Raw genomic sequence first — 25,831 nt, 5'->3', positions numbered from 1 at the left:
ATCGCACACGTTATAGCATAACGCAATTGATGTAATAACATTACCTATGCAATTCAAGCGGAGCATGCACATGAAACTCGCGACCGGCCTTTCCCTGGCGCTACAAGGCCTCGCACTCCCGGCCCTCCTCCTTGCCGGCACGGCCCGCGGCGCGGATGCCCCCGTCGTCGTCACCTCGATCAAGCCGGTGCACTCGCTGGTCTCCGCCATCATGCAGGGCGTCGGCACGCCAGAGCTGATCGTCGATGGTGCCGCTTCCCCGCACACCTATTCGATGAAGCCCTCCAACGCCAAGGCGCTGCAGGATGCCAAGGTCGTCTTCTGGGTCGGCCCCGGCATGGAAGCCTTCCTGGAAAAGCCGCTGGAAGCGCTAGGAGAGGATGCCAGCGTCGCCGAACTCGACAAGGCGCCCGGCCTGACCAAGCTGAAGTTTCGCGAGGGCGGCGCCTTCGAAGCCCATGATGATGGCGACCATGATGGCGATGCGCATGAAGCTGGCCACGACCATGCCGAAGAGGCCGGTGGCCACGATCACGCCAAGGAAGCGGCCGGTCATGATCACGATCACGCCGCCGAGGCACATGACGATCACGACCACGGCCACGGCGCCTTCGACACCCACCTCTGGCTCGACCCCGAAAACGCCAAGGCCATGGCCGCCGAGATCACCACCACGCTGGTGGCAGCCGACCCTGCCAACGCCCTTGCCTACCAAGCCAATGCCGAGGCGCTGAACGCCAAGCTCGACGCGCTCGACAAGGAAATCTCAGGCATCGTATCACCGGTCAAGGACAAGCCCTTCATCGTCTTCCACGACGCCTACCAGTATTTCGAAAACCGATACAAGGTGCGCGTCGCCGGCTCGATCACCGTCAGCCCGGAAACCATCCCCGGCGCCGAGCGGATCGCCGAGATCCACAAGAAGGTCGCCGACCTCGGTGCGACCTGCGTCTTCGCCGAGCCGCAGTTCCAGCCGCGCCTCGTCGATGTCGTGCTCGAGGGCACCAAGGCCAAGGCCGGCGTGCTCGATCCGGAAGCCGCCACACTCGACGCCGGCCCGGATCTCTATTTCAAGCTGATGCGCGGGATCGCCAACAATCTGAAGGACTGCCTCTCACGCGAAAGCTGATACCAGCCCCACCGCATATCGAAAAAGGCGGGCACACAGTCCGCCTTTTTCAGATCCATCAATGTGATATTATAACATTAACTAGAGATCGCAATGAACAAGAAACTGCCGGTCACCGTCCTCTCCGGCTTCCTCGGCGCCGGCAAGACGACGCTGCTGAACCACATACTGGCCAACCGCGATGGCCTGCGCGTCGCCGTGATCGTCAACGACATGAGCGAGGTCAACATCGATGCGGCGCTGGTGCGCGATGGTGGCGCCAACCTGTCGCGCACGGATGAGGAACTGGTCGAGATGACCAATGGCTGCATCTGCTGCACGCTGCGCGACGACCTGTTGAAGGAAGTCCGCCAGCTCGCCGAGCAGGACCGTTTCGACTACCTGCTGATCGAATCCACGGGGATCGCCGAGCCGCTCCCCGTCGCCACCACCTTCGAGTTCCGCGATGAGGACGGCATGAGCCTGTCCGATGTCGCCGAGCTCGATACCATGGTCACCGTTGTCGATGCCGCCGGCCTGCTGGCGGACTATGCCTCGAGCGATTTCCTCGGCGACCGCGGAGAGACGGCCGGCGATGGCGATGTCAGAACGGTGATCGACCTCTTGGTCGAGCAGATCGAGTTCGCCGACGTCGTCATCCTCAACAAGGTTGGCACCGCCACAGCCGAACAGCTCCAGGCCGCCCGCCAGATCGTCGTCGGCCTGAACCCGGATGCCCGGCTGATCGAGGCCGATTTCGGCAAGGTCCGTCCGCAGGAGGTACTCGGCACCGGCCTGTTCGACATCGACAAGGCCGAGACCCATCCGCTCTGGTACAAGGAGATGCACGGCTTCAACGATCATGTGCCGGAAACCGAGGAATACGGCATCCGCTCCTTCGTCTATCGCGAGAAGCGCCCCTTCGATCCGGCGAAACTGCAGCGCTTCTTCGACACGGCCTGGCCGGGTGTGGTCCGCGCCAAGGGCTTCTTCTGGCTCGCCACCCGGCCACATCATGTCGGCGAGGTCAGCCAGGCCGGCGCCATCCTGCGCACCAGCCGCATGGGCACATGGTGGTCGGCGGTGCCGAGGGAGCGCTGGCCGGACGATCCGCGCTTCATGACCGCGATCGGACCCTATCTGCACCCCGTCTGGGGCGACCGCCGCCAGGAGATCGTCTTCATCGGCGCCGACCCGATGGACGAAGCCTGGATCCGCGAGCGTCTCGACGCATGTCTTGTCAGCACCGAGGACTTCACGCCGGACAAATGGCGCGACATGCCCGATCCCTTCGCCCGCTGGGGAGATCAGGCCGCATGAAAGCGCAAGCGATCAGGAGATATCAATGCGTCTGCGAGGAATGCGACCCGCTGCCACCGATCGAAGGGCTGGCGGCACCGGTCGGAGAGGAGCGTAAGCCACCCGCCGGGGTGCTTAGCAAGCTGGTAGCGCGGCTGGCGCACAACACGGCGGAGCGCCAGACATGAAAAAGGGCGGCGGAGCCGCCCTTCTCGTCAATATCGGATCGCCGATCAGCGGCCGATGATGATGTTGGAGATTACACCGTTGTTGATCCCGATCAGCAGATAGTCGTTATCGGCACGCACCCAGCGGTAGCCATGTGGCGGAGGCGACAGCCGATAACGGCGGTAGTCGCGAACATCCTGCACATGGCGCCGCTCTGCCGGCGTCATGCGGTGGCCGCGGGACCACTTGTACTTCGTGACGTGGACGTCCCGCTCAACGACGACAGGGCGCCGGTGATCCTGGGCACTGGCTTCAGTCGCCGCGACCAGCGGTGCAGCCAGGAACGAAGCGGACAGGAGAACGGCGAAGATCTTTTTCATTGGGGTTTCCTCGTGTTGAACACGTCCGGAAACTAGCCCCGAAATGATGAACCGAAACTGAAAGTTTGATTAAACTTCCGTAATGAAAACACATGCTTAAAAGACAATATTAAATTAGAAGATGCGACATCGCCTGCAATTCCAGGCGATGTCGCCGGTCAGTCACAGTTCCTCGTAATTGAACCAGTCGAAATCAGCCGTCTTTGCGCGACCTGAGGTATCGAAGGCAAAGACGCCGGTAAATGCACCGGTAAACGATCCATGCTCGCCGCGTCCGCCCTCGTCAGAGACAACACCGGCATCCAGCACCGGCCCGATCGGTTGCCAGGCGCCCTTGCCTTCCGTCTGCCAGAAGAACTGCAGATCATTGTCACGGATTTCCATGGACAGCTGAACGCGCCCCTCAGCAGGAAGTGCAACGCCACTGCCAGCCGGGAAGTCGAGGCGGCCGTGCGGATAATCGCCATTGCAGGAAAGGATCGTGACGCAGCGGCCCAGCTTCTCATGCAGGGTGACGGCAACCGCGTGGAACTTGTGCCGGTTATAGTAGTGGGTCAGGCCGGCGACCTGCTGATAGGTATCGGGATCGAACTCCACTACCGTTTCGGCCCGGAAACTGTGATGCTCCTGGCGCCGGGCGACCAGCGACTGCTCGAACCACGAGCCAACGCTTTCGCGGGCAATGAGCCGGAGATGACCGGGACGATCGATCAGGTTGAAGATGCGCTCCGGCTTCGGCGTACGCAGCCACTGGAAGTCAGACGGCAGCTTGCCGCCATCGAAGCTGTATTCGGTCCTGACAGGCTTCTCGACCGGAACCGCGTCGTTCAGTCCCGCAACGGTGACATCGGGAACGGTGGTGCCGTTTTCCAGATAGAGCCAGCCGTCGTCCTTCCAGACGCATTTCTGCAGGCTGGTTTCACGGCCGAGCGTACAACGGCGCTTCGGCGGCATCGGGCGACCACAAAGATGCGTGTGGTAGACCTGACCATCCGTGGTCTCCACATACTGCCCATGTCCTGCCCGCTGCAGGATCGCTTCCGGATTGTCCTTGGAGGTGATGAGGTGCATCTTCGGGTGCATCTCGTAGGGACCGTCGATGTCACGCGACCGCGCCATCGTCACCGCATGATCGTAGCCGGTGCCGCCCTCTGCGGTCGTCAGGTAGTAATAGCCGTTGCGCTTGAAGAGATGCGGCCCTTCGACAAGGCCGAGCGGGCTGCCGGCGAAGATGTTCTTGATCGGCCCCTTCGACGATTTCGTGGATGCGTCCCACTCCTGCATGAGGATGCCGTCGAAGGCGGGCGATTTCGGCGCGCCGCCGAAGCTCTCGGTCTGGTGGTTCCACTGCATGTTCATGAACCACTTGCGACCGTCATCGTCATGGAACAGCGACGGGTCGAAGCCGGAGGAATTCACATAAACGGGCTCAGACCATTCGCCTTCGATGGTTGGCGAGGTCACGATGTAGTTGTGCGCGTCCTTGAAGTTGCCGTCGAAGCGCTTGACGTCGGTATAAACCAGCCAGAACAGCCCGTCGGCATAGGAAAGACAGGGCGCCCAGACGCCACAGCTATCGGGATTGCCGCGCATGTCGAGCTGCGACTGGCGCTCCAGCGGTCGTCGCACCATCGTCCAGTTCACGAGATCGCGTGAGTGATGGATCTGGACACCGGGATACCATTCGAAGGTCGACGTGGCGATATAGTAGTCGTCCCCAACGCGGCAGATGGATGGATCCGGGTTGAAGCCCGGCAGAATCGGGTTACGGATCATGGGTGAAATCTCCTCCCTGAAATAAGCAGGCAGCTTGCCGCACGTACATCAGACTCAATCAAAAAAACGCCCGGAAGGTCATTCCGGGCGCTTCGGTTTATTCGCGTTCTGCAGACTTGGCCCACAGATTGATGTCAGCCTCACGGGCGTAGACATCGATTTCCTTGAGTTCTTCTGCCGTGAAGTCGAGATTGTCGAGCGCCTTGACGCAATCGACGATCTGCGACGAGCGGCTGGCGCCGATCAGCGCCGAGGTCACGCGGTCGCCGCGCAGCACCCAGGCAATTGCCATCTGCGCCAGCGTCTGGCCGCGGCGTTCCGCGATCTCATTCAGCTTGCGGATGTTGTCGATGATCTGAGGACGGATGAAGTCCTTCTTCAGGAAGTGGTTCTGGGCCGCGCGGCTGTCGCCAGGAATGCCGCCGAGATACTTCGTGGTCAGCATGCCCTGCGCCAGCGGCGAGAACACGATCGAACCCATGCCGACGTCGTCGAGCGCATCGAGCAGCTTGTCGTCCTCGACCCAGCGGTTGAGCATGGAATAGCTCGGCTGGTGGATCAGGCAGGGCGTGCCGAGGTCCTTCAGGATCGCAGCGGCTTCGCGGGTGCGCTGCGAATTGTAGGACGAAATGCCGACATAGAGCGCACGGCCGGAGCGAACGATATGATCGAGCGCACCGCAGGTTTCCTCGAGCGGCGTATCCGGATCGAAGCGATGCGAATAGAAGATGTCGACATAGTCGAGACCCATACGCTTCAGGCTCTGATCGCACGAAGCGATCAGGTACTTGCGGCTGCCCCACTCGCCATAAGGGCCCGGCCACATGTCGTAGCCAGCCTTGGACGAGATGATCAGTTCGTCGCGCAGGCCGGCAAATTCCGTGCGCAGGATCTCGCCGAAGGCGGTTTCGGCGCTGCCGGGAGGCGGACCATAGTTGTTGGCGAGGTCGAAATGGGTGATGCCGAGATCGAAGGCCGTGCGGCACATGTCGATCTTGCGGTCATGTGGCGTGTCGCCGCCGAAATTATGCCAGAGGCCGAGCGAAACGGCCGGCAGCCTCAGGCCGGAACGGCCCGTGCGATTGTACTTCATCTTTGAATAGCGGTCGGAAGCCGGTTGCCAGCTCATAGTATTCATCCCTCGTATAGAAACGGCGCGGGCTCGTCGCCCGCGCCGGACCATAGACCTTTAGGCACTTACTTCAAGAGCGCCTGCGCCTCTTCGATGCCAAGTGCGGCCGGCTGCGTGCAGGTCGTCGTCAGCTCGATGAACCGGCCCTCTTCGCCCGATTTCAGGATCGAGGTCATGACGTCAACGCCGTGCAGCGTGCGATCGAGCGAGCAACGCGCATCGCGGCCCTCGATGATCGCCATCGCCATGTCGGCGAGACCGGCGGTGCGGTAGTTGGCGCGCGGTCCCTGCTGGCTCTCCTGGTTGTTGATGCCGAAGGGGTGCTCCCAACCGTCGAGCGGCTTGATGTCCTTATCCTTGCCGCTGGCCTCTACGACGCCGCCGAAGAAGTTCGGATCCGGCACGTAGATCGAGCCCTCGGTGCCGTAGAGTTCCATGTTGGCATGGCGGTGAGACCAGACATCCCAGCTTGCCGTCAGCGTGACGGTCGCACCGCTGACGAATTCCAGGATCGCCTGGATCGTCGTCGGCGTCTTCACCGGGATCACCTCGCCGTTGCGCGGCTCGCTGGTGATCGTACGGGTCGGAGAAGCCATGGAGGTCATGGCGCCGACGCGCTTCACCGGTCCGATCAGGTTGATCAGGTTGGCGATGTAGTACGGGCCGAGGTCGAGGATCGGGCCCCCGCCGGGCAGGAAGAAGAAGTCCGGGTTCGGATGCCACATCTCCATGCCTGGGCTCATGACATAGCATGCACCCGAGGTAACGCGGCCGATGCCGCCGTCGTCGATGAACTTGCGGGCAAGCTGATGTGCGCCACCGAGGAAGGTATCTGGCGCGCAACCGACGGAGAGGTTCTTCTCCTTGGCGATACGGCGCAGTTCCTCACCCTGCTCGAGGGTGAGAACCAGTGGCTTTTCCGAATAGACGTGCTTGCCGGCTTCAAGGATCGACTTCGAAACCGGGAAATGCGCATCCGGGATGGTCAGGTTGACGACGACGTCGACCTCGTCATTGGCGAGAAGCTCGTCGATCGTCTGCGCCTTGACGCCGTATTCCTCGGCGCGGGCCTCGGCCGCCTGCATATTGAGGTCGGCGCAGGCGACGATCTTGAGGCCCTTGAAGAGCGGGGCCAGCGAGAAGTAGGTGGTGGAGATGTTGCCGCATCCGATGATGCCGACGCCAAGTTCCTTGGTCATGATGTGCCTCAGTAGGTCTTGAAGGATGCGATCGAGCGGGTGATCAGGCGATCGACATCGGCCGGATTGTCATGCTCGACGACGTAGTGCTTGGTCTTGGTACCCTTGAGAGCAGCGATGAGCTTTGCCCAAGGCAGCGTGCCGTGGCCGACGTCTGCCCAGCCATCCTCGTTCTTGTTCTCGCCTGCGGGTGCGATGTCCTTGACGTGAGCAGAGGTGATGCGCGAGCCGAGCTTTTCGATCCATGCAAACGGATCCGCGCCGCCGCGAACGACCCAGGCGATGTCCGCTTCCCAGGAAATGTCAGGCGCGCCTTCGAAGATACGCTCGATCGGCAGCGAACCGTCGGCGAGCTTCACGAATTCGAAGTCGTGATTGTGCCAGCCGAACTCGTAGCCCGCATCCTTGTAGGGCTTGCTCATTTCCTGCAGGCGCTTGCCGAATGCCAGCCAGCCGGCACCATCGGTCGGGCGCTGTTCGGCTGCCAGATGCGGCGCATAGATAGAGTCCATGCCGAGGATCTTGGCGATGTTCAGTGACTTCTTGACTTCACCGTCGAGGAAATCGGGGCTGAAATGGCCGCTTGCCATCGTCAAGCCGTTCTTGTCGAGTTCTGCGCGCAGGCTGTTCAGGCCGGCATCGTCGAGATCGGCGTAGATGCCGCCGAAACCTTCGACTTCCTGATAGCCGGCCTTGCCGAGCTTTTCGAAGATCGCCGAATAAGGCTGGAAGTTGCGGGCGCTGTAAAGCTGGAAACTCAGTTTCGTCATACTATCCTCCTCGGGCCTCGTACCCATTCATTTCAATCAGGATCAATCCACGGACTGACAGGATTGCAGGTCGTAGAAACGGAAATCCGGTAGTGCGCCGCCCTCGAGCGGCTTTGCCGGGGTGAAGGTGATGCGGCGCGTCTCGCCCGCCGCCAGATCGAAGGCATTGTCGGAATACTTGCCGTCGGTGTCGGTCTCGATCATCACGAAGAGCGCAAGTCCCTTGGCGGTGACATTGAGGCAGACGGAGCCGTCTTCCTCTACATATTCGTGGGTGACCATCAGGCCCGCAGGCTCGAGTTCCAGCGCCTTGTAGGTGCCGTGCACATAGTGCCCCTCGCCGCCCATACCGTTCGATGCCGTGAAACGCCAGGCAAGCAGCGTGCCTGCAGGAATGTCGGAAACGTCGATGCTGGCAGCCGTCACGGCGGCATCCGGCGTGCACACGGCCTGCACATCCTTGAGATGCTTACGCGCACCCTTCATGTCGAGAACCGAGATCGACAGGTCGACGCTGACTTCCGCAAGCGTGTCGTTGACCAGCGAGAAACGGATCTGCTTGCCATCTTCGGATGGGATCGCGGCGACCGCCACCGGCTGGAAGAAGCGCTTGACGAGATAGTGCATCGCCTTCCAGCGGCCGCCGTAGTCAAGACTCGACCACGAAGCCACAGGCCATGTGTCGTTGAGCTGCCAGTAGATCGTGCCCATGCAATGCGGCTTCAGCGACCGCCAGTATTCCACCGCCGTCTTGATCGCGAGACCCTGCTGGATCTGGCTGAGATAAACGAAGTTCGGGAAATCCTTCGGGAAGCGGAAGTAGCGGAACATTGTGCCGGCAATACGCTCGTTGCCGCCGGCATTCTTCTGGTGCAACTCCATGACCGGCGACGCGACGTTCATGTCCTTGGCGTCGGCATAGGTCTTGATGACGGGCAGCGAGGTATAGGACTGGAAGCCGAATTCCGAGCAGAAGCGCGGACGCACCGAGCGGTAATTGTCGAACGACTTGTTCTCGTGCCAGACCGACCAGTAGTGCATGTCACCGGAGCCGTCGGCATGCCAGGCATCGCCGAAATCGAGATAGCCGGATGCCGGGCTTGACGGCCACCAGATCGCATCGGGTGCCGCCTTCTTCATCGCCTGTTCGATCACCCGGTTGAGGCGGTCGTAGGAGACGAGATAGCGGTCGCGGTCCTTGCGGGACTCCTCGAACCAGGTGAGCGCGCCCACCAGCTCGTTGTCGCCGCACCAGAGCGCGATCGACGGATGCGAGTTCAGGCGGCGAACCTGATAGTCGACCTCGAGCGCGACGTTGTCGAGGAAGTCCTCAGTCGAGGGGTAGAGGTTGCAGGCGAACATGAAGTCCTGCCAGACCATAAGGCCGAGCCGGTCGCAAAGATCGTAGAAATGATCATGCTCATAGAAGCCGCCGCCCCATACGCGGATCATGTTCATGTTGGCGGACTTGGCCGATTGCAGCAGGTCCTCGGTCTTGTCAGGCGACGACAGCGAAAACAGCGCGTCGGCGGGAATCCAGTTGGCGCCGCGGCAGAAGATCTCACGACCGTTGACCTTCAACGCGAAACGGGCGCCGGCAGCGTCCGGCGTGGTGATCAGCTCGACGGTGCGCAGACCGATCTGCTTGGTGACGGCATCGGAAGGCAGGTCGACGGTCAGCGCATAAAGCGCCTGCTCGCCACTTCCCGCAGGCCACCAAAGGCGCGGCTTGGCGATCTCGAACACATGATTGACGACAGTCTCGCCGGCGCTGACGCCGACATCGAGGCGCACCCGCTCGCCGTCGAGCGAGAAATGGACGGGAACGATACCGGGGTTCTTCGAGAACAGCGTCGCGGTGACCTTGAGATCGACGGAACCGTCGAGATTGTGCACCTGACGTGTCGTCACATGCTCGATGCGAGCGGTGTCGAGGCGGCGCAGCGCGATCGTGCCGTAAAGCCCGAGTGGCGCGATCGCGATGTTCCAATCCCAGCCGAAATGGCACTGCGGCTTGCGCAGCATGTTGCCGTTGGGGATCGGCGAGTTACCGGTCGAATAGGGAATGTAGAAGGGCTGCTTGCCCTGGCGATCCGCACCCGCCGCAATGCTGGAATGCAGTACGATGCGGATGACGTTCTCGCCGGATTTCAGATGGCTGCTGACATCGGGCCGATAGCGGCGGAAGCTGTTGTCGGCGACCAGCGCCGGCGAGCCATTGATGAAGACGGCAGCCACCGTGTCGAGATAATCGATATCGAGATACCAGTCGCCCTCAGGCTCCGATACCGTGAAGCTGCGCTCGATCGACCAGTCGCGATGCGCCACCCACTGCACGACCTCCTCGTTGCGGCCGAAATAGGGGTCGGGAATGAGCTTGGCGGCATGAAGGGCCGAATGCACGTCGCCAGGAAGCGTGATCGGCGCGGTGATTTCACCATCCGTGGAGGTGAGCTTCCACGAGCCTGAGAGGTCGAGGTTGAACCCGTTGGTGGGCAAGGATGTCATAGCACTGTCCGATCAGGCCGCTCTTGGGAGAACCCGTCACCGGGCTGCGACCGAATGTGGTTAGCCGAAAAGGCCGATTGGAAGAACGGGCGGAGCTTTTGCGGCGCCGCCCGCAGCGTAGTGTCTAGAGGCGCAGTTCCGTCTCGGCATCGAAGATCGACGCCAGCGACATGTCGAAGCCGAGCTTGACCTGTGAGCCCGGGCTGAAGCGGCGGGCACCGTTGATGCGCACCGACATCGTGTGCCCGGCATGCTTCAGCCAGAGCAGGTTGTCGGCGCCCATCGGCTCCTCGATATCGACGGTGGCATCGTGGACCTCGGCGCCGAGGTTCTCGTTGACCTTGATATGCTCCGGCCGCACGCCGAGCGTCACCTTCCGGCCCGCCTGCAATGGCCCGTTCGCCTCATATGCATCGACGTTGAAATCGACGCCGTTGGCGGTGAATACGGTGGCATCGCCCCGCTTGGCGATCTCGCCGCGCAGGAAGTTCATCGACGGCGAGCCGATGAAGCCGGCGACGAAGAGATTGCGCGGCTTGTTGTAGATCGTCGTCGGATCGGCGAGCTGCTGGATGATGCCGTTCTTCATGATCGCGATGCGGTCGGCGAGCGTCAGCGCCTCGATCTGGTCGTGCGTGACGTAGATCATGGTGTTCTTCAGCGACTGGTGCAGGCGCTTGATCTCGACGCGCAGCTCCGAGCGCAGCTTCGCGTCAAGGTTCGACAGCGGCTCGTCGAACAGGAACACGTCGACATCGCGCACCAGCGCACGGCCGATCGCCACGCGCTGCCGCTGACCGCCGGAAAGCTCGGCCGGCTTGCGCTTCAGGAGCGGCTGGATCTGCAGGATCTCCGAGGCGCGGGCCACGCGCTTGTCGATCTCCTGCTGCGGGATCTTGGCGACCTGCAGGCCGAAGGACAGGTTCTTCTCGACCGTCATCTGCGGATAGAGCGCGTAGGACTGGAACACCATGCCGATGCCGCGGTCCTTGGGCTCTTCCCAGGTGACGTTCTTGCCCTTGATGTGAATCTGACCTTCGCTGATGTCAAGCAGGCCGGCGATGCAGTTGAGCAGGGTCGACTTGCCGCAACCGGACGAGCCGAGCAGCACCAGGAACTCGCCGTCATTGATCTCGAGATTGAGATCCTTGAGGACGCTGACAGAACCGAAATTCAGCGAAAGGTCTTTGATGGATACGCTCGAATTCATGGATCAGCCTTTCACTGCGCCGGCGGCGATGCCACGGACGAACAGACGCCCCGACACGAAGTAGACAACGAGCGGCACCAGACCCGTCAGGATCGTTGCGGCCATGTTGACGTTGTATTCCTTCACGCCCTGGACGGAATTGACGATGTTGTTGAGCTGCACGGTCATCGGATAGTACTCCGGCCGAGTGAAGACGACGCCGAACAGGAAGTCGTTCCAGATGCCGGTGACCTGCAGGATCATGGCGACGACGAAGATCGGCAGCGACATCGGCACCATGATCTTGAGGAAGATCTGCCAGAACCCTGCCCCGTCGATACGCGCGGCCTTGAACAGCTCCTGCGGCAGCGACGCGAAGTAGTTGCGGAAGAGCAGCGTCAGGATCGGCATGCCGAAGATCGAGTGCACGATGATCAGCCCGGTCAGCGTTCCGTAGATACCGAGTTCGCGCAGCACGATGACGATCGGATAGATCATCACCTGGTAGGGAATGAACGCCCCTATCACGAGGATCGAGAAGAACAGTTCCGAGCCCTTGAAGCGCCAGTTGGCCAGCGCATAGCCGTTGACGGAGGCAATGGCGATCGACGCGATGACGGATGGTACGGTGATGCGCACCGAATTCCAGAAACCGCGCGAAAGACCGTCGCAGTTCAAGCCGGTGCAGGCCGTCGCCCAGGCCTTCACCCACGGTTCGAAAGTGATCTCCATCGGCGGCGAGAAGATGTTGCCCATACGAATCTCGGGCATCCCCTTCAGCGACGTGACGATCATCACGTAGAGCGGCAGCAGGTAGTAGGCGGCGGCGACGAACAGCGTGCCGTAGAGCATGATGTTGCGCGGCGAGAGCACCCGCTTCGGCTTCTTGCCGTTCGGTCCGTCGAAGGACTTGACCGGTGCCAGTGCGACCTCGGCGGTCTTGAGAGCGATGGTATCAGGCACGTTTACGCCCTCCCCCGAATTCCAGATAAGCCCATGGAATGATGATGATCGCGACCGTGATTAGCATCATGGTCGAGGCGGCGAAGCCCTGCCCCAGGTTCTGCGCCTGGAACATGTAGTCGTAGACATACTTGGCCGGCACTTCCGACGAGATGCCCGGTCCACCCGACGTCTGCGCCACCACGAGGTCGTAGACCTTGACGATACCGGACGCGATGATGACGAGCGTGGTGATGAAGACGGGACGCATCATGGGGATGACAATGAAGAGATAGGTCTTCCACATCGGAATGCCGTCGACGCGCGAGGCCTTCCAGATGTCTTCGTCGATCCCGCGCAGGCCGGCGAGCATCAGGCACATAACGAGGCCTGTTCCCTGCCAGAGTGCTGCGATCAACACGCCGTAGATGACAATGCTCGGCGTATAGAGCGGGTCGAAGGTAAAGCTCGTCCAGCCGAGCGAACGCACCACCGACTGCACGCCGAACTCGGGATTGAGCACCCACTGCCAGACAAGGCCGGTGACGATGAAGGACAGCGCGAAGGGATAGAGGAAGATCGTCCGGAACGCGTTCTCGAACCGGATCTTCTGATCCATCAGGGCCGCCAGCGTGAAGCCGATGACGAGGCTGAAGATGAGCGAGAGAACGCCGTAGACGGCAAGATTCTCGATGGAGACGATCCAGCGCGGTGCAGCCCAGAGGCGCTTGTACTGGTCGAAACCGACGAAGCTCAACCGTGGAAGGAGCTTCGAGTTGGTGAATGAGTAGAACACCGTCCACACCGTGCCGCCGAGAAAGATGACCACGGCGGTCAGGATCATGGGGATCGACGCAATCTTCGAGTTCAGATTGCGCAGTAACTGGTTTGGCCGGCCTGCTTTCGCTTGACCCGTCATTGTAACTCCTCCTGAATCGCAAGTCCTAGGTGATCCAGAGCGCGGACCGTCTCCGGTCAGCTCCTCTTTTCACTCCCGTCTGGAGACTGAATGCCCTCATCGGCTCATTTCAGTCTCGATCACTGCCGCAGCCGGGTCACTCGGAGAGTTCCGGGCAAATCCGGCTCCGTCGAAACGGAGCCGGACCGCAACAGTATCGGAATGCGACGATCAGTCGGCAGAGCCGATGATTTCAGCGAAGCGCTTCTGGGCGGCTTCAGGCGTCATCGACGGATTGGCGAAGAACTCCGAGAAGAGGTCTTCCTTCTGCTTCTGGCTGTCGGCCGAAAGCAACTGGTCGGTGCCTTCGATCACGTTGCCCTTCTTCAGGATCTCGAGACCCTTCTTCATGCAGTCGTTGGCGGCTGCGAGGTCAACGTCGCCGCGAACCGGCAGCGAACCCTTCTTCAGGTTGAAGGCAACCTGGGTCTTGGGGTCGAGCAGCGTCTTGGCAAGAACGTCCTGAGCCTTCGACTTCGCTTCATCCTTCAGCTTCGGGAAGTAGAACGCGTCACCACCGGTGGAGATGATCTCGTTCACGCCAAGGCCCGGAAGGCAGGTGTAGTCGGTACCAGCCTTCTGGCCGGCCAGCGCGAATTCGCCCTGTGCCCAGTCACCCATGATCTGGCCGCCGGCCTTGCCGGTGATGACCAGATTGGTTGCCTGGTTCCAATCCTGGACATTGCTGCCCTTCGACATCTTGCGGGCGTCGTCCGCAGCCTTGAAGACCTTGGCGATCTCAGGACCAGCAGCTACGTCGGCATCCTTGTCCTTGAACACCTTGTAGAAGGTGTCCTTGCCGGCGATTGCGACCAGCAGCACGTCGAACGCGCCTGTCGCCTGCCATGGCTGACCACCGACGGCGAGCGGCACGATACCGGCCTTTTCGAGCGCCGGTGCGGCAGCGACGAATTCATCCCAGTTCTTCGGCACTTCGACGCCAGCCTTCTTGAAGGCAGCGTTCGAGAGCCACAACCACTGCCAGGAGTGGATGTTGACGGGGGCGCAATAGATCTTGCCGTCGATCGTGCAGCTGTCGAGCAGGCTCGACGGACGAATGATGTCCTTCCAGTGTTCTGCGGTAGCGACATCGGTCAGATCGCGCATCAGGCCGGCCTGAACAAGCTCTTCCGCCTGGCGGCCATGGTTGAACTGGGTGGCGCCCATCGGGTCGCCGCCGGTGATGCGGCTGACCATGATCGGACGTGCGGTACCGCCGGAGCCGGCGATCGCGCCGTCGACCCACTTGTTGCCGGTCGCATCGAATGCCTTGGCGAGCTCAGCCACGGCAGCAGCTTCGCCGCCGGACGTCCACCAATGCGTGACTTCAAGATCGGTCGCGTTCGCCGCACCGAGCGGCAGCACGACGGAAGCGGCGAGCGCAGCCGCCATCAAACGAAAATTCATGAGTTCTCCTCCCTCACTGAAACGTTGCCGGAAAAACTTAGTTCAATCGATATATGGGCGCAACAGCCAGCCTCGAAAATTTTCTCAATGACTGTGCTTTGCTACCAATGCCTGTCGAAAAGCACTCATTTTGAACAGGTCGCCTCAGGTGTAAACAGTCGACTGAGCAAACGCACAAGCAATATAGAACGCTGATTTCAAATGGTATTTTTCACGAAACATCGAGATATCCTGCAAATTCCCGTTCGCAAGCGCAAAAAATCCGAGCAAAAACGACGATTTCAACCATTGAGAGCAGTCATTTCATCAACGAGAAAAAACCGCTCGACATTTCTACTGTATCGTTACAGATTTTGCGTCTTGAGGGAGGAGCCGCTTTTGCGTTCTTTGGGCTTACAGCGCTTCCAAAAGACACTATAAGCGGGACCAAATCGCGCAGGACGGCCTAGAGGCATGGAAAACAAAGCAAATTTTGGAGGAACGACCTCCGAAGTCACTCGGGAACGGCCGACACTGAAAACGATTGCCTTCATGACCGGGCTCGGCGTGACGACGGTCTCCCGCGCCTTGAAGGATGCACCCGATATCGGCGCCGAAACCAAGGAACGCGTGCGTATGGTCGCCCGCCAGCTTGGCTACCAGCCGAACCGCGCCGGCGTGCGCCTTCGCACCGGCAAGACGAATGTCATCGCCCTCGTCCTCAGCATCGACGAAGAGATCATGGGCTTCAGCAGCCAAATGGTGTTCGGCATCTCGGAAGTGCTGACCGGCACGCCTTACCACATCGTCGTGACGCCGCATTCCCACAGCAAGGATCCGATGCTGCCGGTGCGATACATCCTGGAAACGGGATCGGCTGACGGCGTCATCATCTCACGCATAGAGCCGGACGACCCGCGCGTCCGCCTGCTGGCCGAACACAACATGCCCTTTGCCACGCACGGGCGCACCGATGCCGGCCTCACCCACCCCTTCCACGATTTCGACAACGAGGCTTTCGCCCATCAGGCCGTCGAGAAGCTGGTCGGGCGCGGACGCAAGCGCATCGCCCTTCTCCAGCCGCCAAGCAAGCTGACCTATTACACGCATATGCGCATCGGCTTTCAGACAGGACTGCATGACTACGGCGCCGAAGAAGTGCCGCTGCGCGTCACGATCGACAATACGCTCGAAGAAATCCGCAACGCCGTCGAAGTAATGATGCGCGCCCCAAATGCGCCTGACGGTATCGTCTGCTCCGCCGGTAGCGCGGCCATCGCCGTCAATGCCGGCATCGAGGCCGCCGGAAAACATCTGGGGCGCGATGTCGACATGGTCTCCAAGGAGTCAGCGCCGATCCTCAACTGGATCCGTCCCGAGATCATAACGGCCTACGAAGACGTCCGGCACGCCGGCCGCGAAATGGCGAAGGCCGTTATCGCCCGCATCGACGGCATCGAACCGGAACTGCTGCAGAGCATCAGCCAGCCCGTCTGGTCGCGGAAAGGCCAGTGAAACCAGCGCTCAGTTCACCGCGCAGTGACTTTAGCGACCAAAGTGGAACTGCAGGATTATGACAAAGGCGTTGCTGATCATCGACGTACAGAATGCCATTCTGTCGGGAAAGGGCTCGCCTGAGCGCCAGCCCATCATCGATGCAGCACTTGATGAAACGGTTTCCCGATTGCAGTCCCTTCGCGCTGACGCCCAACGCTGCAGAGCACCGGTACTGCTCGTTCAGCACGATGGCGCTGCCGATCATCGGCTGGCGGTTGGCACGGAGGGTTGGGCGATCCGGCCGGAACTCTGCCCTACCGATGGCGACATTGTCGTTCACAAGAAGAGCTCGGATTCGTTCTTCGAGACCGACCTTGCGGACAGGCTTGCGGCGAAAGGCGTGACGCATCTGGTCGTCGGCGGCTGCATGACGCAATTCTGCGTCGACACGACGGTCAGACGTGCCGTCTCACTCGGATATGATGTCACGTTGGTTGCCGATGGCCATACCACGGCTGATTCCGGCACGCTTGATTTCGCGGACATCGTCGCACACCACAATGAAACGCTCGACGATTTCGACGCTGGCAACGCCAGGACCCTCGTCCGTCCCGCAGCCGATATTCAGTTCTGAACGCCAGCGAGCACGACACCACAATCAGATAAGCCGGACCCAAGGGCCCGGCTTACCTAATTCATTCAAAGCCCCGACCTTAGAACGTGGCCGCACCGCTGCCCCATGGGCCGTGGTGGAAGTCCTTGCCGTCGAGGCGGTCGAAGCCGTGCGCGCCGAAGAAGTCGCGCTGCGCCTGGATCAGGTTGGCAGTGCCGCGGCCCTGGCGGTAAGCGTCGAAGTAGGTCAGCGCTGACGTCAGCGCTGGAACCGGAAGACCAGCCTGAAGAGCAGCACCAACGACGCGGCGAAGCGCCGGCAGCGATTCCTTGACCATCTCGGAGAAGGCAGGCGTGACGATCAGGTTCGCAACGTCAGGCGCCTTGGTGAAGGCCGAGGTGATCTCGTCGAGGAACTGCGAACGGATGATGCAGCCATCGCGCCAGATCTTGGCGATCGTCGGCATCGGCAGCGACCAGTTGAACTCGCGCGAGGCTTCCGCCATCACCGCGAAGCCCTGTGCATATGCGCCAATCTTGGCGGCGAACAGCGCCAGTTCCAGATCCTTGACGAGCTCGGGACCGTAGGCGATCGGGAACTTGTATTCGGGCTTGCCGAAGATCTTTTCGGCGGCTTCGCGCTCGGTCTTCATCGACGACAGGCTGCGGGCGGCAACCGCCGCTTCGATTGCCGTTGCCGGGATGCCCATGTTCTGCGCTTCGATCGCCGACCACTTGCCGGTGCCCTTCTGGCCGGCCTTGTCAAGGATCATGTCGACCATCGCACCGCCGGAGATCGGATCGGTCGCGGCCAGCACCTTCTCGGAGATTTCGATCAGGTAGGAGTTCAGGCGACCCTTGTTCCAGTCGCCGAAGATTCCCGAGATCTCCTTGGCGGTCTTGCCGAGACCATCACGCAGGATGCCATAGATTTCGGCGATCATCTGCATGTCGGCATATTCGATGCCGTTGTGGATCGTCTTGACGAAGTGACCGGCGCCGTCATTACCGAGCCAGGCAACACAAGGGTCACCCTTGTACTTGGCGGCGATCGAGGTCAGCACCGGCTCGACGCGCTTCCAGCTATCTTCGGTGCCACCGACCATGATCGACGGGCCGTGACGAGCCCCTTCCTCGCCGCCGGACACGCCCATGCCGATGAAGGTGAGTTCGGTGTTCTTCAGCCGGTCGAAGCGGGCGATCGTGTCGCGGAAGTTGGCGTTGCCGGCATCGATCATGATGTCGCCCTTGGACAGGTAAGGACGCAGAAGCTCCATCTGCTGATCGACGGCTTCACCGGCCTTGATCATGATGATGATCGGGCGCGGCGGACGGATCGCCTCGACGAACTCCTCGATCGTCTTGCAGGGAATGATCTGCTTCTTCAGATCGCCCGCACTTTCGTAGAACTCATCCGTTTTCTCAGGAGTACGGTTGAATACCGCGATCTTGTTCCCTTTTTCCGCGATGTTGAGCGCCAGGTTGGAACCCATGACCGCAAGGCCGATCAGCCCGATTTCTGCCTTTTCCACGATAAACCTCCGATGAGTCATTTTGGACCGGTGTTGTGGCACTGTCTCGCCAAAACGGCAAGTTCGATTCGCCTTCGAATTGGCTGCGCATTGCGCCCAATTCGAATTGCGCTGTATTGTTCACAACCGGATCGGGAGGAGATCCGCAAATTGCTGCGAAACGCGTGGGACGCCAGTGAGGGCCGGCAGCATTTCCTTCCGACATCGCCAGATCAAACGAGGACCGCCATGGCCACAATGCCCGCAAGAATCGTCCACCGCTCCATCGATCGGCCGTGGCGTGACGTCTATGCTTTTGCCGCGGCACCCGAAAACATGCCGCTCTGGGCATCCGGCCTCGCATCCGGCCTAGAGCGTGATGGAGACGATTGGCTCGCGCACGGTGTGCTCGGCACCGTGAAGGTGAGCTTCGTGCCCCACAACGAATTCGGTGTCATCGATCACACGGTGACGATCGAGAGCGGATTGCGGGTCTATAATGCGTTGCGGATCGTGCCCAACGATACCGGATGCGAGATCATATTCACGTTGCTGCGCTTGCCGGGCATGACCGATGAACAATTCGAGGCCGATGGTGCTCATGTGGCGCGCGATCTGGAAACGCTGAAAATACTGATGGAGCAATAGGTAATGGCGACATCCAACAACGATCTCAGGATCGACTATGTCGAGTTCAATGTCAGCAGCATCGAGACCGCCAAGGCTTTCTACGGCAGCGCGTTCGGCTGGAGCTTCACCGATTACGGCCCCAATTACTGCGAGTTCGATGATGGGCGGCTGAAGGGCGGCTTTACCAACCTCGCGGTTCCCCGTCCGGGTGGACCGCTGGTGATTCTCTACGCGGATGATCTGGAGGCCGCGCAGCAGGGCGTCGAAAAGGCCGGCGGCAGGATTGTCCGGCCGATTACGGCTTTCCCAGGCGGGCGTCGCTTCCACTTCAGCGACCCCGACGGCTATGAACTGGCTGTCTGGACGAAGGCCTGATCAGGCCGCGAGCGTCGCCTGGCGTGTCCCGATATCTTCCAGCATGATCAGGGCACCGAAAACGCTTCCGGAGGCGTCGCGCAATGGCGACATCCGGCAGCGGACCTGGCGGACGGTTGCGCCGTCGTTGCGATCGTAGGAATAGGCGACCGACTGACCTGCAAAGCAATCGTCCAACCGGGCCTTCGCACCGTCGGTAAAGCGCGCTTCCCCGATAAATTCGATAATGTGACGACCGATCATCTCGATCGGCTTCTTGCCGAGATATGCCGAATTCGCCGTGTTCGAATAGAGGTAGCGATAGTCCTTCGTCAGCACCGCCACGCGATCCGGCAGTCCCTCAAGGATCGCCGCGTTGAGAAAATTGCCGTTGTCCGTATTCGGCACGTAGCCATCAGGTTGCGCCGCCGGCTGCCCATCGCGCGCAGGCATCTGCCAGCGCGGCACAGGGCTTGCGAAATACTGCTCCATCAAATTCGAGAGCAGCGTGACGTATTCACGAACCGTGTCGCTATCGTCGGCATACTGATCGATAAGGCAGCTTACAAATTGTAGCTGCATGTGAACTTCAAGCGGATCGTTTGCCTTGTAGGCGACGATGGCATCGATAAGCATGACAATGGAATAATCGAGGCGATTGACGCGGGCGTCGTCGCCGCGTCTGATTGCTTCATCGATCTGTGCGCATCGTAGCGAAAACGCCTGAAAAAGCCCCAGCAAAATGCCCCCAATGCCACTTCCGACAGGAAATGCTTTCGAGTTCAGCCGAGGCCGCGCAAAACGCAAAGCGAAACCGCGTGCACTCGCCTTGATGGAAAGGGCTAACATGATGCACCTTCATATTCAATGAAGAACGCACCGGAATTTTTCAATGACAAGATGTAAGCGTCAGACTTACTTCAAGACCTGCTTCTTGATCTTCCAGCGGTCATGATACCAGAGCCATTGTTCTGGATACTCTCGCACCCAACTCTCAACCTTGTCGTTCAATAGCTGGGCGGTTGCTGTCAGATCCAGGTTGCCGTTTTCGAGGCGTGGCATTTCGAGCTTTGGCTCGATCTCGAGACGATAGCGGTTTCCAGGCAAACGAATGCAGCGGGCCGGATAGACGTCGCAATTGAACTGGCGCACCAGCTTGCCAAGAAGCGGATTGGTTTTGACCGGCCTGCCGAAGAACTTCGTTCTCAATCCTTTGCCGAACTTCTGGTCGACCAGCACGCCGACGCCCTGCCCGGCTTCTAGCTGGCGGGCCAGCGCGAAGGAGGAGCCGGCATGCGACGGCACCAGCTTGCCCATCCGCGCGCTACGGAAATCGAAGACTTTCTTCGCTACGTAAGGATTGTTCGGCGGGCGAAAGAGCACCGTCACAAACAGGCCAAAGGCAGCGCCAGCCACCGGCAGAAGCTCGAAGTTGCCGGTATGGCCGGTAAAAACGATAAAGGGGCGCCGATTTTCGAGTAGGTCCATGAAGATCGGGATGCCCGATACTTCCACCCGGCCCGGCTCTGTCCGCGCGGGATCGAAGTCGAACAAACGGTCGAGGAAAACATACTCCGCTGCAAGCCGGCCCATATGGCCCCAGCTCGCTACGGCGATGTCCTCGATTTCCTTGTCGGTCTTCTCCGGGAAAGCGTTTCGAAGGTTCACAAGCATCAGCTTGTGACGCGCAAACCGCGGACCGATCTTGCGCATCAGCCAATCGATGAAACGGATCGAGCCATCGGCGGGAAAGAGCTTGAGGAAACTCAGAAAGCCGAACATCCCCTGTGCAATCAGCCACTGGCGGAAATGCTCAAGGTTGAGGACGATCCGGGTGATGAAGAGCTTCAACGGCTCAATCCATCTTCAGGATGATCTTGCCGAAGATCTGGCGCGATTCCATCCGCTCCAGAGCCTTGTCAATCTCGTTGAAGCCGACTTCCGTGTCGATTACCGGATGGACAAGACCACGCGCCATCTTCTGCATGGCATCCGCCATGTTCTCCATGCGGCAGCCGAACGAGCCAAGCAGCTTCAGCTGCTGCTGGAACAGCATCATCAGGTTCATTTCGGTCGACACGCCGGACGTTGAACCACAGGTCACAAGCCGGCCGCCACGCTTAAGGCAGAACATCGATGCCGCCCAGGTATCCTTGCCGACATGCTCGAAAACCACGTCGACGCCCTTCTTCTTGGTCAGCTTGCGCACGACGCCTTCGAAGCGGTCGGTGCGGTAGTTGATGACGTGATCGGCGCCAAGTGCCTTGGCTTTCTCGATCTTGTCGTCGGAACCGACCGTCGTGATGACGGTGCAGCCGATCTTCTTGGCAAGCTGGATTGCCGCCGAACCGATGCCGGAGCCGCCGGCATGAATGAGAATGGTCTCGCCCGGCTCGAGCTTGGCGTTGTCGAACAACATGTGCTCGACCGTGCCGAAGGTCACGGGCGCCACGGCCGCGGCAACCGCATCGACACCGGGAGGCGCCGGTACCAGCAGGCGGGCCGGCAGATTGACCTTCTCCTGCGCAAAGCCATCCAGATGGAAGCCATGAACACCGCCAACATGTTCGCAAAGATTATCGCGACCTTCGCGGCAGGGGCGGCAGAGACCGCAGGTGCGTGCGCCGTAGATCGAAACGAGCTGGCCCGGCAGCACATTGGCAACGCCCGGTCCGATGGACTCGACCACGCCCGATGCTTCAGCGCCGATCACCAAAGGCATCTTGCGCTTGGCAAAGGCCATGCCGCGCCAGCCCCAAACGTCGATGTGGTTCAGCGCGACCGCCTTGACCCGCAACGTCACCTCGCCGGCGCCCGGTGCTTCCGGTTCCGGCAGATCGGTGATTTCCAGCTTGCGATCATCAATCAGTTGCAAAGCGCGCATGGCAAAATCCTTCGCGGGCGCACCGGCGTCATGGCCTATGCGCAGTTTATGAATGTCACCGCGTCCTGCACACCCTGTCGGGGTGCGGACGCAGCAATCGGGTTATCGTCTCGAATATTTGTCGGAACCGATTAAGCCGGTTCCACCGCCATGACAAGACTGGCGTTCTGGCCGCCGAAGCCAAAGGAGTTCGAAAGAACGGCATCAACCCGTCCATCGCGCTTCTTGTTCGGCACGACATCAAGAACGATTGTCGGGTCCGGGTTGTTGTAGTTGATCGTCGGCGGCAGCGTGCCGGTCAGCATCGTCTGCAGCGAGAACACCGCCTCGACCGCACCGGCTGCCGTCAAGGTGTGGCCGATCATCGACTTGTTCGACGACAACGGGATGGAGGCCAGCCGGTCACCGAATACCGACAGCATGGAGCTATATTCCATCTTGTCGTTTTCAGGCGTCGAGGTGCCGTGGGCATTGATGTAGCCGATACCGCTCTCATCCATGCCGGCATCCGCCAGAGCCGCGCGGATCGTTGCGATCGCAGGACCACCATCCGGCGACGAACGCGTGCGGTGGAAGGAGTCGGCCTTTTCGCCGGCACCCTTCATGATACCGAGCACCTTGGCGCCACGAGCGATCGCGGATTCCAGAGATTCCAGCACGAGGGTTGCAGCACCTTCGGCGATGACGAAGCCGTCGCGATCCTTGCTGAAAGGCTTCGATGCCTTGGTCGGCGGATCGTTCTGCGTCGACAGTGCGGAAAGCAGGGAGAAGCGGATCAGCGCTTCGGCGCCAACCGATCCATCCGTGGCAACTGCCAGCGCGCGGTTGGCGCGCCCCTGGCGAATAGCCTCGATACCGAGCTGGATCGCCGTTGCACCCGACGCACAGGCCGTCGACAGCGTCACCGGCAAACCACGCGTTCCGAAACGATCCGCAAGGCGCTCGGAAATCGCACCGAACAGAGCCGCTTCGTGGAACACCGCGTCCGGACGCTGGCGCATGGCGGCAAGGAAACGCTCATAGGCGTCGCCGGGATGGTCAGCCGGCGGCGAACGATCCGCGAGTTCGAAGCGTGCGCTCCATTCCGGCTCGATCGGCGGGGCCGCCAGGAACAGCGGGCCGTTGAAATCGCCGGAAATATCGGCGTCAGCAAGCGCTTCGATCGTGGTTTCGCGCGCAAACGCATAGGACCGTTCGACGGCGTTGGGCGTTGGAATATCGATGAAATCGACCGTGCCGGCGATCCGCGTCGACAGACCGTCCGTCGGAAAACGGTTGATCTCGTGGATCCCCGACTTGCCTGACGTCAGCGCCGCCCAGTTGTCCTTCAGCCCCTGGCCGAGCGAGGTGATGATGCCGACACCCGTCACTGCGACGATGGGGCGGCCGAGATGATCCTTGTAAGCCGAATCCGTCATTTGCCTAATCCTCACGCTTCCGCGGACAGAACCGCGACGCCCTCGCCGCGCTGGTGGCCGACCGTGGTCACGATCGCCGCCGTTGTACCTGATGTCATAGCCTTTTCATGAGCCGCATCGAAAGGCGGAACCTTGGCCTTGCTATCGACGGCAAGAGCCGCCAGCGCCAGGCCGAGCGTGAAATGCGCTTCGAGCCCGTGGCCTGTTACGCCGCCGAAGCCGCGAACGGCAGCGCCGGGAAACTGACGTTCCAGCACGGCTTTCTCGCGTTGCGCCAGATCCGGCATGCCGGTCGAGCCGGAGAAGATCGCCATGCTCGCAGGCGCCAGTCCGTCGGCCGGCTGAAGAAGGCGCTCCAGGCGCTTTTCAAAGTTGCCGGCATTGCGGTTGCCGCGATCGCCCTCGATCGAGGAGACCGTTGCATAAACGTGCGCGCCCCGCGCCTCGGCATGCGCGCGCGATTCCAGTACGAGGAAAGCGCCCAGCGAACCGGAAACGATACCACCCTCGTCACGCGACCAGAGCGGCTGCCATTCGCCACGCGAATGCGCATTGATAGCCTCGAACAGCAGCACCATGTCGAGCCGCTCGGCCGAAAAGGCGCCACCGACCAGCGCATGCGAAGATTCGCCGGACTTGATACGGTAGAAAGCAGTCTCGACGGCGGAAATGCCGGCCGCCTCTTCGCCCATGAAAGTGCGGGAAGAACCGGTCACCTTGTGGACAATGGAAATGTTGCCAGCAAGCAGGTTCGAAAGCTGCGCCAGGAACAGGGTCGGGCGCAGTTCGGTCGTCAGCTTTTCGTTGAGCAGGACCTCACGATCGTTGCGCTTCAAACCCTCGTCGACGATCAGGGTATCAACGTTGATATCCCGCTCGCCACCGCCGGCGGCCACGATCATGTCCATCGTCCCGCAAGCGTCCGCGTCGTCCTTGAGACCCGCGTCATCAAGCGCCAGACCGGCCGCAAAGACACCGATGCGCTGCCAGTTTTCCATCTGACGCTGGTCACCGCGCTTGGCGATCTGCAGCGACCAGTCGACCTCCGGCAGCGGATGTACCGGATACGGCTTGAATTTCTCTGTTTCGACGATTGGCGCAGGCGCCTCGGCAGCGTTGAGCAGCGCAATATGCGGCTCCTTGCCGACGCCCTGGCACGTTACGATGCCGATGCCGGTGATCACGACATCATTCTGAGCCTTGCTCATCCATTCACTCCTTGCGCAGCGATCGCATCCATCAGCCCTACCTCACCGGCGCGCTTCTTCACGATATCTCCCAGCGGCACTTCGCTGAACGGCATGGTGCGCAGTTTCAATTGCGCATCGCAGACCTTCTTGCCATCGCTGGTGATCTTGGCCTTGGTAACGGCAAATCCCGAGCCGTCGTGCTCCAAAAACGCCTCGATATCGAGAACCGCCTCGGGTTCGACAAACGTGCGCATCTTGGCGCCATCGACCGACATCAGGAACGGCATCGCGGCGAAATTCGTTGCCGCGAGCACCAGCATGCCTGATGCCTGGGCCATGGTTTCGATCAGGAGCACGCCGGGAACCAGCGGCATACCGGGAAAGTGACCTTCAAATACCGGGCTCTTCGCCGGCACGACGGAACGCGCCTTGAGCGTTCCTTTCTGAAGGTCGACCGCCTCGATGCGGTCAATCATCTGGAAGTATTCCAGGAGCATCGGATCCTCCGGCCGGATAGGCAGAATGCCAGTCGGCTAGGCCTACTTAGGAACAAAACCGCCCGGCCGCCATGGGTAATGGCAGCAGGGCGGAGAAAAAGATGGCTATACCGATCAGGCCTTGGCGGCGCGCAGCTCGTCAATCTTGGCACAGAGGTTCTTCAGCACGAAATATTCTTCCGTGGAAACCTTGCCTTCATTGACTTCCTGCGTCCACTTTTCGAGCGGGATCTTGATGCCGAATTCCTTATCGATCGCGAAGACGATATCGAGGAAGTCGAGGCTGTCGATACCGAGGTCGTCGATCGTATGGCTTTCCGGCGTGATTGTGTCGCGATCAATCTCGCTCGTCTCTGCAATGATGTCGGCAACTTTATCGAATGTAGCGGTCACGCCTGTACCTCTTGAGATGATATTTGATCC

General features: G+C 60.6%; 25 protein-coding genes. 7 read left to right on the top strand and 18 right to left on the bottom strand.

Annotation, left to right across the window (positions count from 1 at the left end; translation table 11 throughout):
• The first annotated feature begins 70 nt into the window (after positions 1-70).
• From znuA to QTL94_RS00525, 3 genes are all read left to right on the top strand, one after another.
• Complete coding sequence (znuA, locus tag QTL94_RS00535; protein ID WP_289800237.1) at positions 71-1,129, top strand: zinc ABC transporter substrate-binding protein ZnuA; 1,059 nt, start codon at positions 71-73, stop codon at positions 1,127-1,129.
• A 93-nt stretch (positions 1,130-1,222) separates the two neighbouring features.
• Positions 1,223-2,428, top strand: a complete 1,206-nt coding sequence (locus tag QTL94_RS00530) for a GTP-binding protein (protein ID WP_289800236.1) — start codon at positions 1,223-1,225, stop codon at positions 2,426-2,428.
• Positions 2,425-2,595 (top strand): hypothetical protein, encoded by a 171-nt coding sequence (locus QTL94_RS00525; RefSeq protein WP_289800235.1) that lies wholly within the window; start codon positions 2,425-2,427, stop codon positions 2,593-2,595. The genes QTL94_RS00530 and QTL94_RS00525 overlap by 4 nt, the downstream gene beginning before the upstream one ends.
• 45 nt (positions 2,596-2,640) lie before the next feature.
• Here QTL94_RS00525 and QTL94_RS00520 read toward each other — a convergent pair whose 3' ends face one another.
• From QTL94_RS00520 to QTL94_RS00475, 10 genes are all read right to left on the bottom strand, one after another.
• The gene (locus QTL94_RS00520; protein ID WP_065694005.1) at positions 2,641-2,955 is read right to left on the bottom strand and encodes an RcnB family protein; all 315 of its coding nucleotides are present in this window, start codon (positions 2,953-2,955) and stop codon (positions 2,641-2,643) included.
• A gap of 162 nt (positions 2,956-3,117) precedes the next feature.
• Positions 3,118-4,731 (bottom strand): glycoside hydrolase family 43 protein, encoded by a 1,614-nt coding sequence (locus tag QTL94_RS00515; RefSeq protein ID WP_289800234.1) that lies wholly within the window; start codon positions 4,729-4,731, stop codon positions 3,118-3,120.
• A 97-nt stretch (positions 4,732-4,828) separates the two neighbouring features.
• Entirely contained in the window at positions 4,829-5,860 is a 1,032-nt protein-coding gene (gene mgrA, locus QTL94_RS00510; protein WP_289800233.1) for an L-glyceraldehyde 3-phosphate reductase, read from the bottom strand.
• 68 nt (positions 5,861-5,928) lie between these two features.
• Positions 5,929-7,062, bottom strand: coding sequence for a Gfo/Idh/MocA family protein (locus tag QTL94_RS00505; RefSeq protein ID WP_289800232.1), 1,134 nt, complete (start codon positions 7,060-7,062; stop codon positions 5,929-5,931).
• 8 nt (positions 7,063-7,070) lie between these two features.
• Positions 7,071-7,832, bottom strand: a complete 762-nt coding sequence (locus tag QTL94_RS00500; protein WP_183862810.1) for a sugar phosphate isomerase/epimerase family protein — start codon at positions 7,830-7,832, stop codon at positions 7,071-7,073.
• A 42-nt stretch (positions 7,833-7,874) separates the two neighbouring features.
• Positions 7,875-10,340: a beta-mannosidase gene (locus QTL94_RS00495; RefSeq protein WP_289800231.1), complete on the bottom strand. Its 2,466-nt coding sequence runs from the start codon at positions 10,338-10,340 to the stop codon at positions 7,875-7,877.
• 124 nt (positions 10,341-10,464) lie between these two features.
• On the bottom strand, positions 10,465-11,550 hold the full coding sequence (locus QTL94_RS00490) for an ABC transporter ATP-binding protein (RefSeq protein ID WP_289800230.1): 1,086 nt from the start codon (positions 11,548-11,550) through the stop codon (positions 10,465-10,467).
• Positions 11,551-11,553: 3 nt separating this feature from the next.
• On the bottom strand, positions 11,554-12,480 hold the full coding sequence (locus tag QTL94_RS00485; protein WP_246737880.1) for a carbohydrate ABC transporter permease: 927 nt from the start codon (positions 12,478-12,480) through the stop codon (positions 11,554-11,556).
• Positions 12,481-12,484: 4 nt separating this feature from the next.
• The gene (locus QTL94_RS00480; protein WP_065694012.1) at positions 12,485-13,390 is read right to left on the bottom strand and encodes a carbohydrate ABC transporter permease; all 906 of its coding nucleotides are present in this window, start codon (positions 13,388-13,390) and stop codon (positions 12,485-12,487) included.
• A gap of 210 nt (positions 13,391-13,600) precedes the next feature.
• Complete coding sequence (locus tag QTL94_RS00475; RefSeq protein WP_113365203.1) at positions 13,601-14,836, bottom strand: ABC transporter substrate-binding protein; 1,236 nt, start codon at positions 14,834-14,836, stop codon at positions 13,601-13,603.
• Positions 14,837-15,289: 453 nt separating this feature from the next.
• Between QTL94_RS00475 and QTL94_RS00470 the strand changes: the two genes are divergently transcribed.
• Both QTL94_RS00470 and QTL94_RS00465 read left to right on the top strand, forming a co-directional pair.
• Positions 15,290-16,330 (top strand): LacI family transcriptional regulator, encoded by a 1,041-nt coding sequence (locus QTL94_RS00470; protein ID WP_065694015.1) that lies wholly within the window; start codon positions 15,290-15,292, stop codon positions 16,328-16,330.
• A gap of 58 nt (positions 16,331-16,388) precedes the next feature.
• Positions 16,389-16,946, top strand: coding sequence for a cysteine hydrolase family protein (locus tag QTL94_RS00465; protein ID WP_289800229.1), 558 nt, complete (start codon positions 16,389-16,391; stop codon positions 16,944-16,946).
• A gap of 79 nt (positions 16,947-17,025) precedes the next feature.
• Here the strand turns inward: QTL94_RS00465 and gnd are convergent, their stop codons facing one another.
• Positions 17,026-18,477: an NADP-dependent phosphogluconate dehydrogenase gene (gnd, locus tag QTL94_RS00460; protein ID WP_289800228.1), complete on the bottom strand. Its 1,452-nt coding sequence runs from the start codon at positions 18,475-18,477 to the stop codon at positions 17,026-17,028.
• Between the two features lie 207 nt (positions 18,478-18,684).
• Here gnd and QTL94_RS00455 point away from each other — a divergent pair, with 207 nt between their 5' ends.
• Together QTL94_RS00455 and QTL94_RS00450 are read left to right on the top strand one after the other, a co-directional pair.
• Positions 18,685-19,083: an SRPBCC family protein gene (locus tag QTL94_RS00455; RefSeq protein ID WP_065694018.1), complete on the top strand. Its 399-nt coding sequence runs from the start codon at positions 18,685-18,687 to the stop codon at positions 19,081-19,083.
• A 3-nt stretch (positions 19,084-19,086) separates the two neighbouring features.
• The gene (locus tag QTL94_RS00450; RefSeq protein WP_289800227.1) at positions 19,087-19,440 is read left to right on the top strand and encodes a VOC family protein; all 354 of its coding nucleotides are present in this window, start codon (positions 19,087-19,089) and stop codon (positions 19,438-19,440) included.
• Here QTL94_RS00450 and QTL94_RS00445 read toward each other — a convergent pair whose 3' ends face one another.
• From QTL94_RS00445 to QTL94_RS00415, 7 genes are all read right to left on the bottom strand, one after another.
• Entirely contained in the window at positions 19,441-20,160 is a 720-nt protein-coding gene (locus QTL94_RS00445; protein WP_113521233.1) for a PAS domain-containing protein, read from the bottom strand.
• Between the two features lie 174 nt (positions 20,161-20,334).
• A complete protein-coding gene (locus QTL94_RS00440) occupies positions 20,335-21,270 on the bottom strand; it encodes a lipid A biosynthesis lauroyl acyltransferase (protein ID WP_289800226.1) in 936 nt (311 codons plus the stop codon).
• Between the two features lie 4 nt (positions 21,271-21,274).
• A complete protein-coding gene (locus QTL94_RS00435; RefSeq protein WP_113521174.1) occupies positions 21,275-22,303 on the bottom strand; it encodes a zinc-binding dehydrogenase in 1,029 nt (342 codons plus the stop codon).
• Positions 22,304-22,434: 131 nt separating this feature from the next.
• The gene (locus tag QTL94_RS00430) at positions 22,435-23,721 is read right to left on the bottom strand and encodes a beta-ketoacyl-ACP synthase (RefSeq protein ID WP_065694022.1); all 1,287 of its coding nucleotides are present in this window, start codon (positions 23,719-23,721) and stop codon (positions 22,435-22,437) included.
• 11 nt (positions 23,722-23,732) lie between these two features.
• The gene (locus QTL94_RS00425) at positions 23,733-24,929 is read right to left on the bottom strand and encodes a beta-ketoacyl-ACP synthase (RefSeq protein ID WP_065694023.1); all 1,197 of its coding nucleotides are present in this window, start codon (positions 24,927-24,929) and stop codon (positions 23,733-23,735) included.
• Positions 24,926-25,408: a 3-hydroxyacyl-ACP dehydratase FabZ family protein gene (locus QTL94_RS00420; RefSeq protein ID WP_113521175.1), complete on the bottom strand. Its 483-nt coding sequence runs from the start codon at positions 25,406-25,408 to the stop codon at positions 24,926-24,928. Before QTL94_RS00420 ends, QTL94_RS00425 begins: the two co-directional genes overlap by 4 nt.
• Positions 25,409-25,522: 114 nt before the next feature.
• Positions 25,523-25,801: an acyl carrier protein gene (locus QTL94_RS00415; RefSeq protein ID WP_037061102.1), complete on the bottom strand. Its 279-nt coding sequence runs from the start codon at positions 25,799-25,801 to the stop codon at positions 25,523-25,525.
• Positions 25,802-25,831 lie beyond the last annotated feature (30 nt).

The sequence above is a fragment of the Rhizobium sp. S96 genome, assembly GCF_030382195.1.
Lineage (GTDB): Bacteria > Pseudomonadota > Alphaproteobacteria > Rhizobiales > Rhizobiaceae > Rhizobium.
This window is presented reverse-complemented; position numbering and strand designations above follow the sequence as displayed.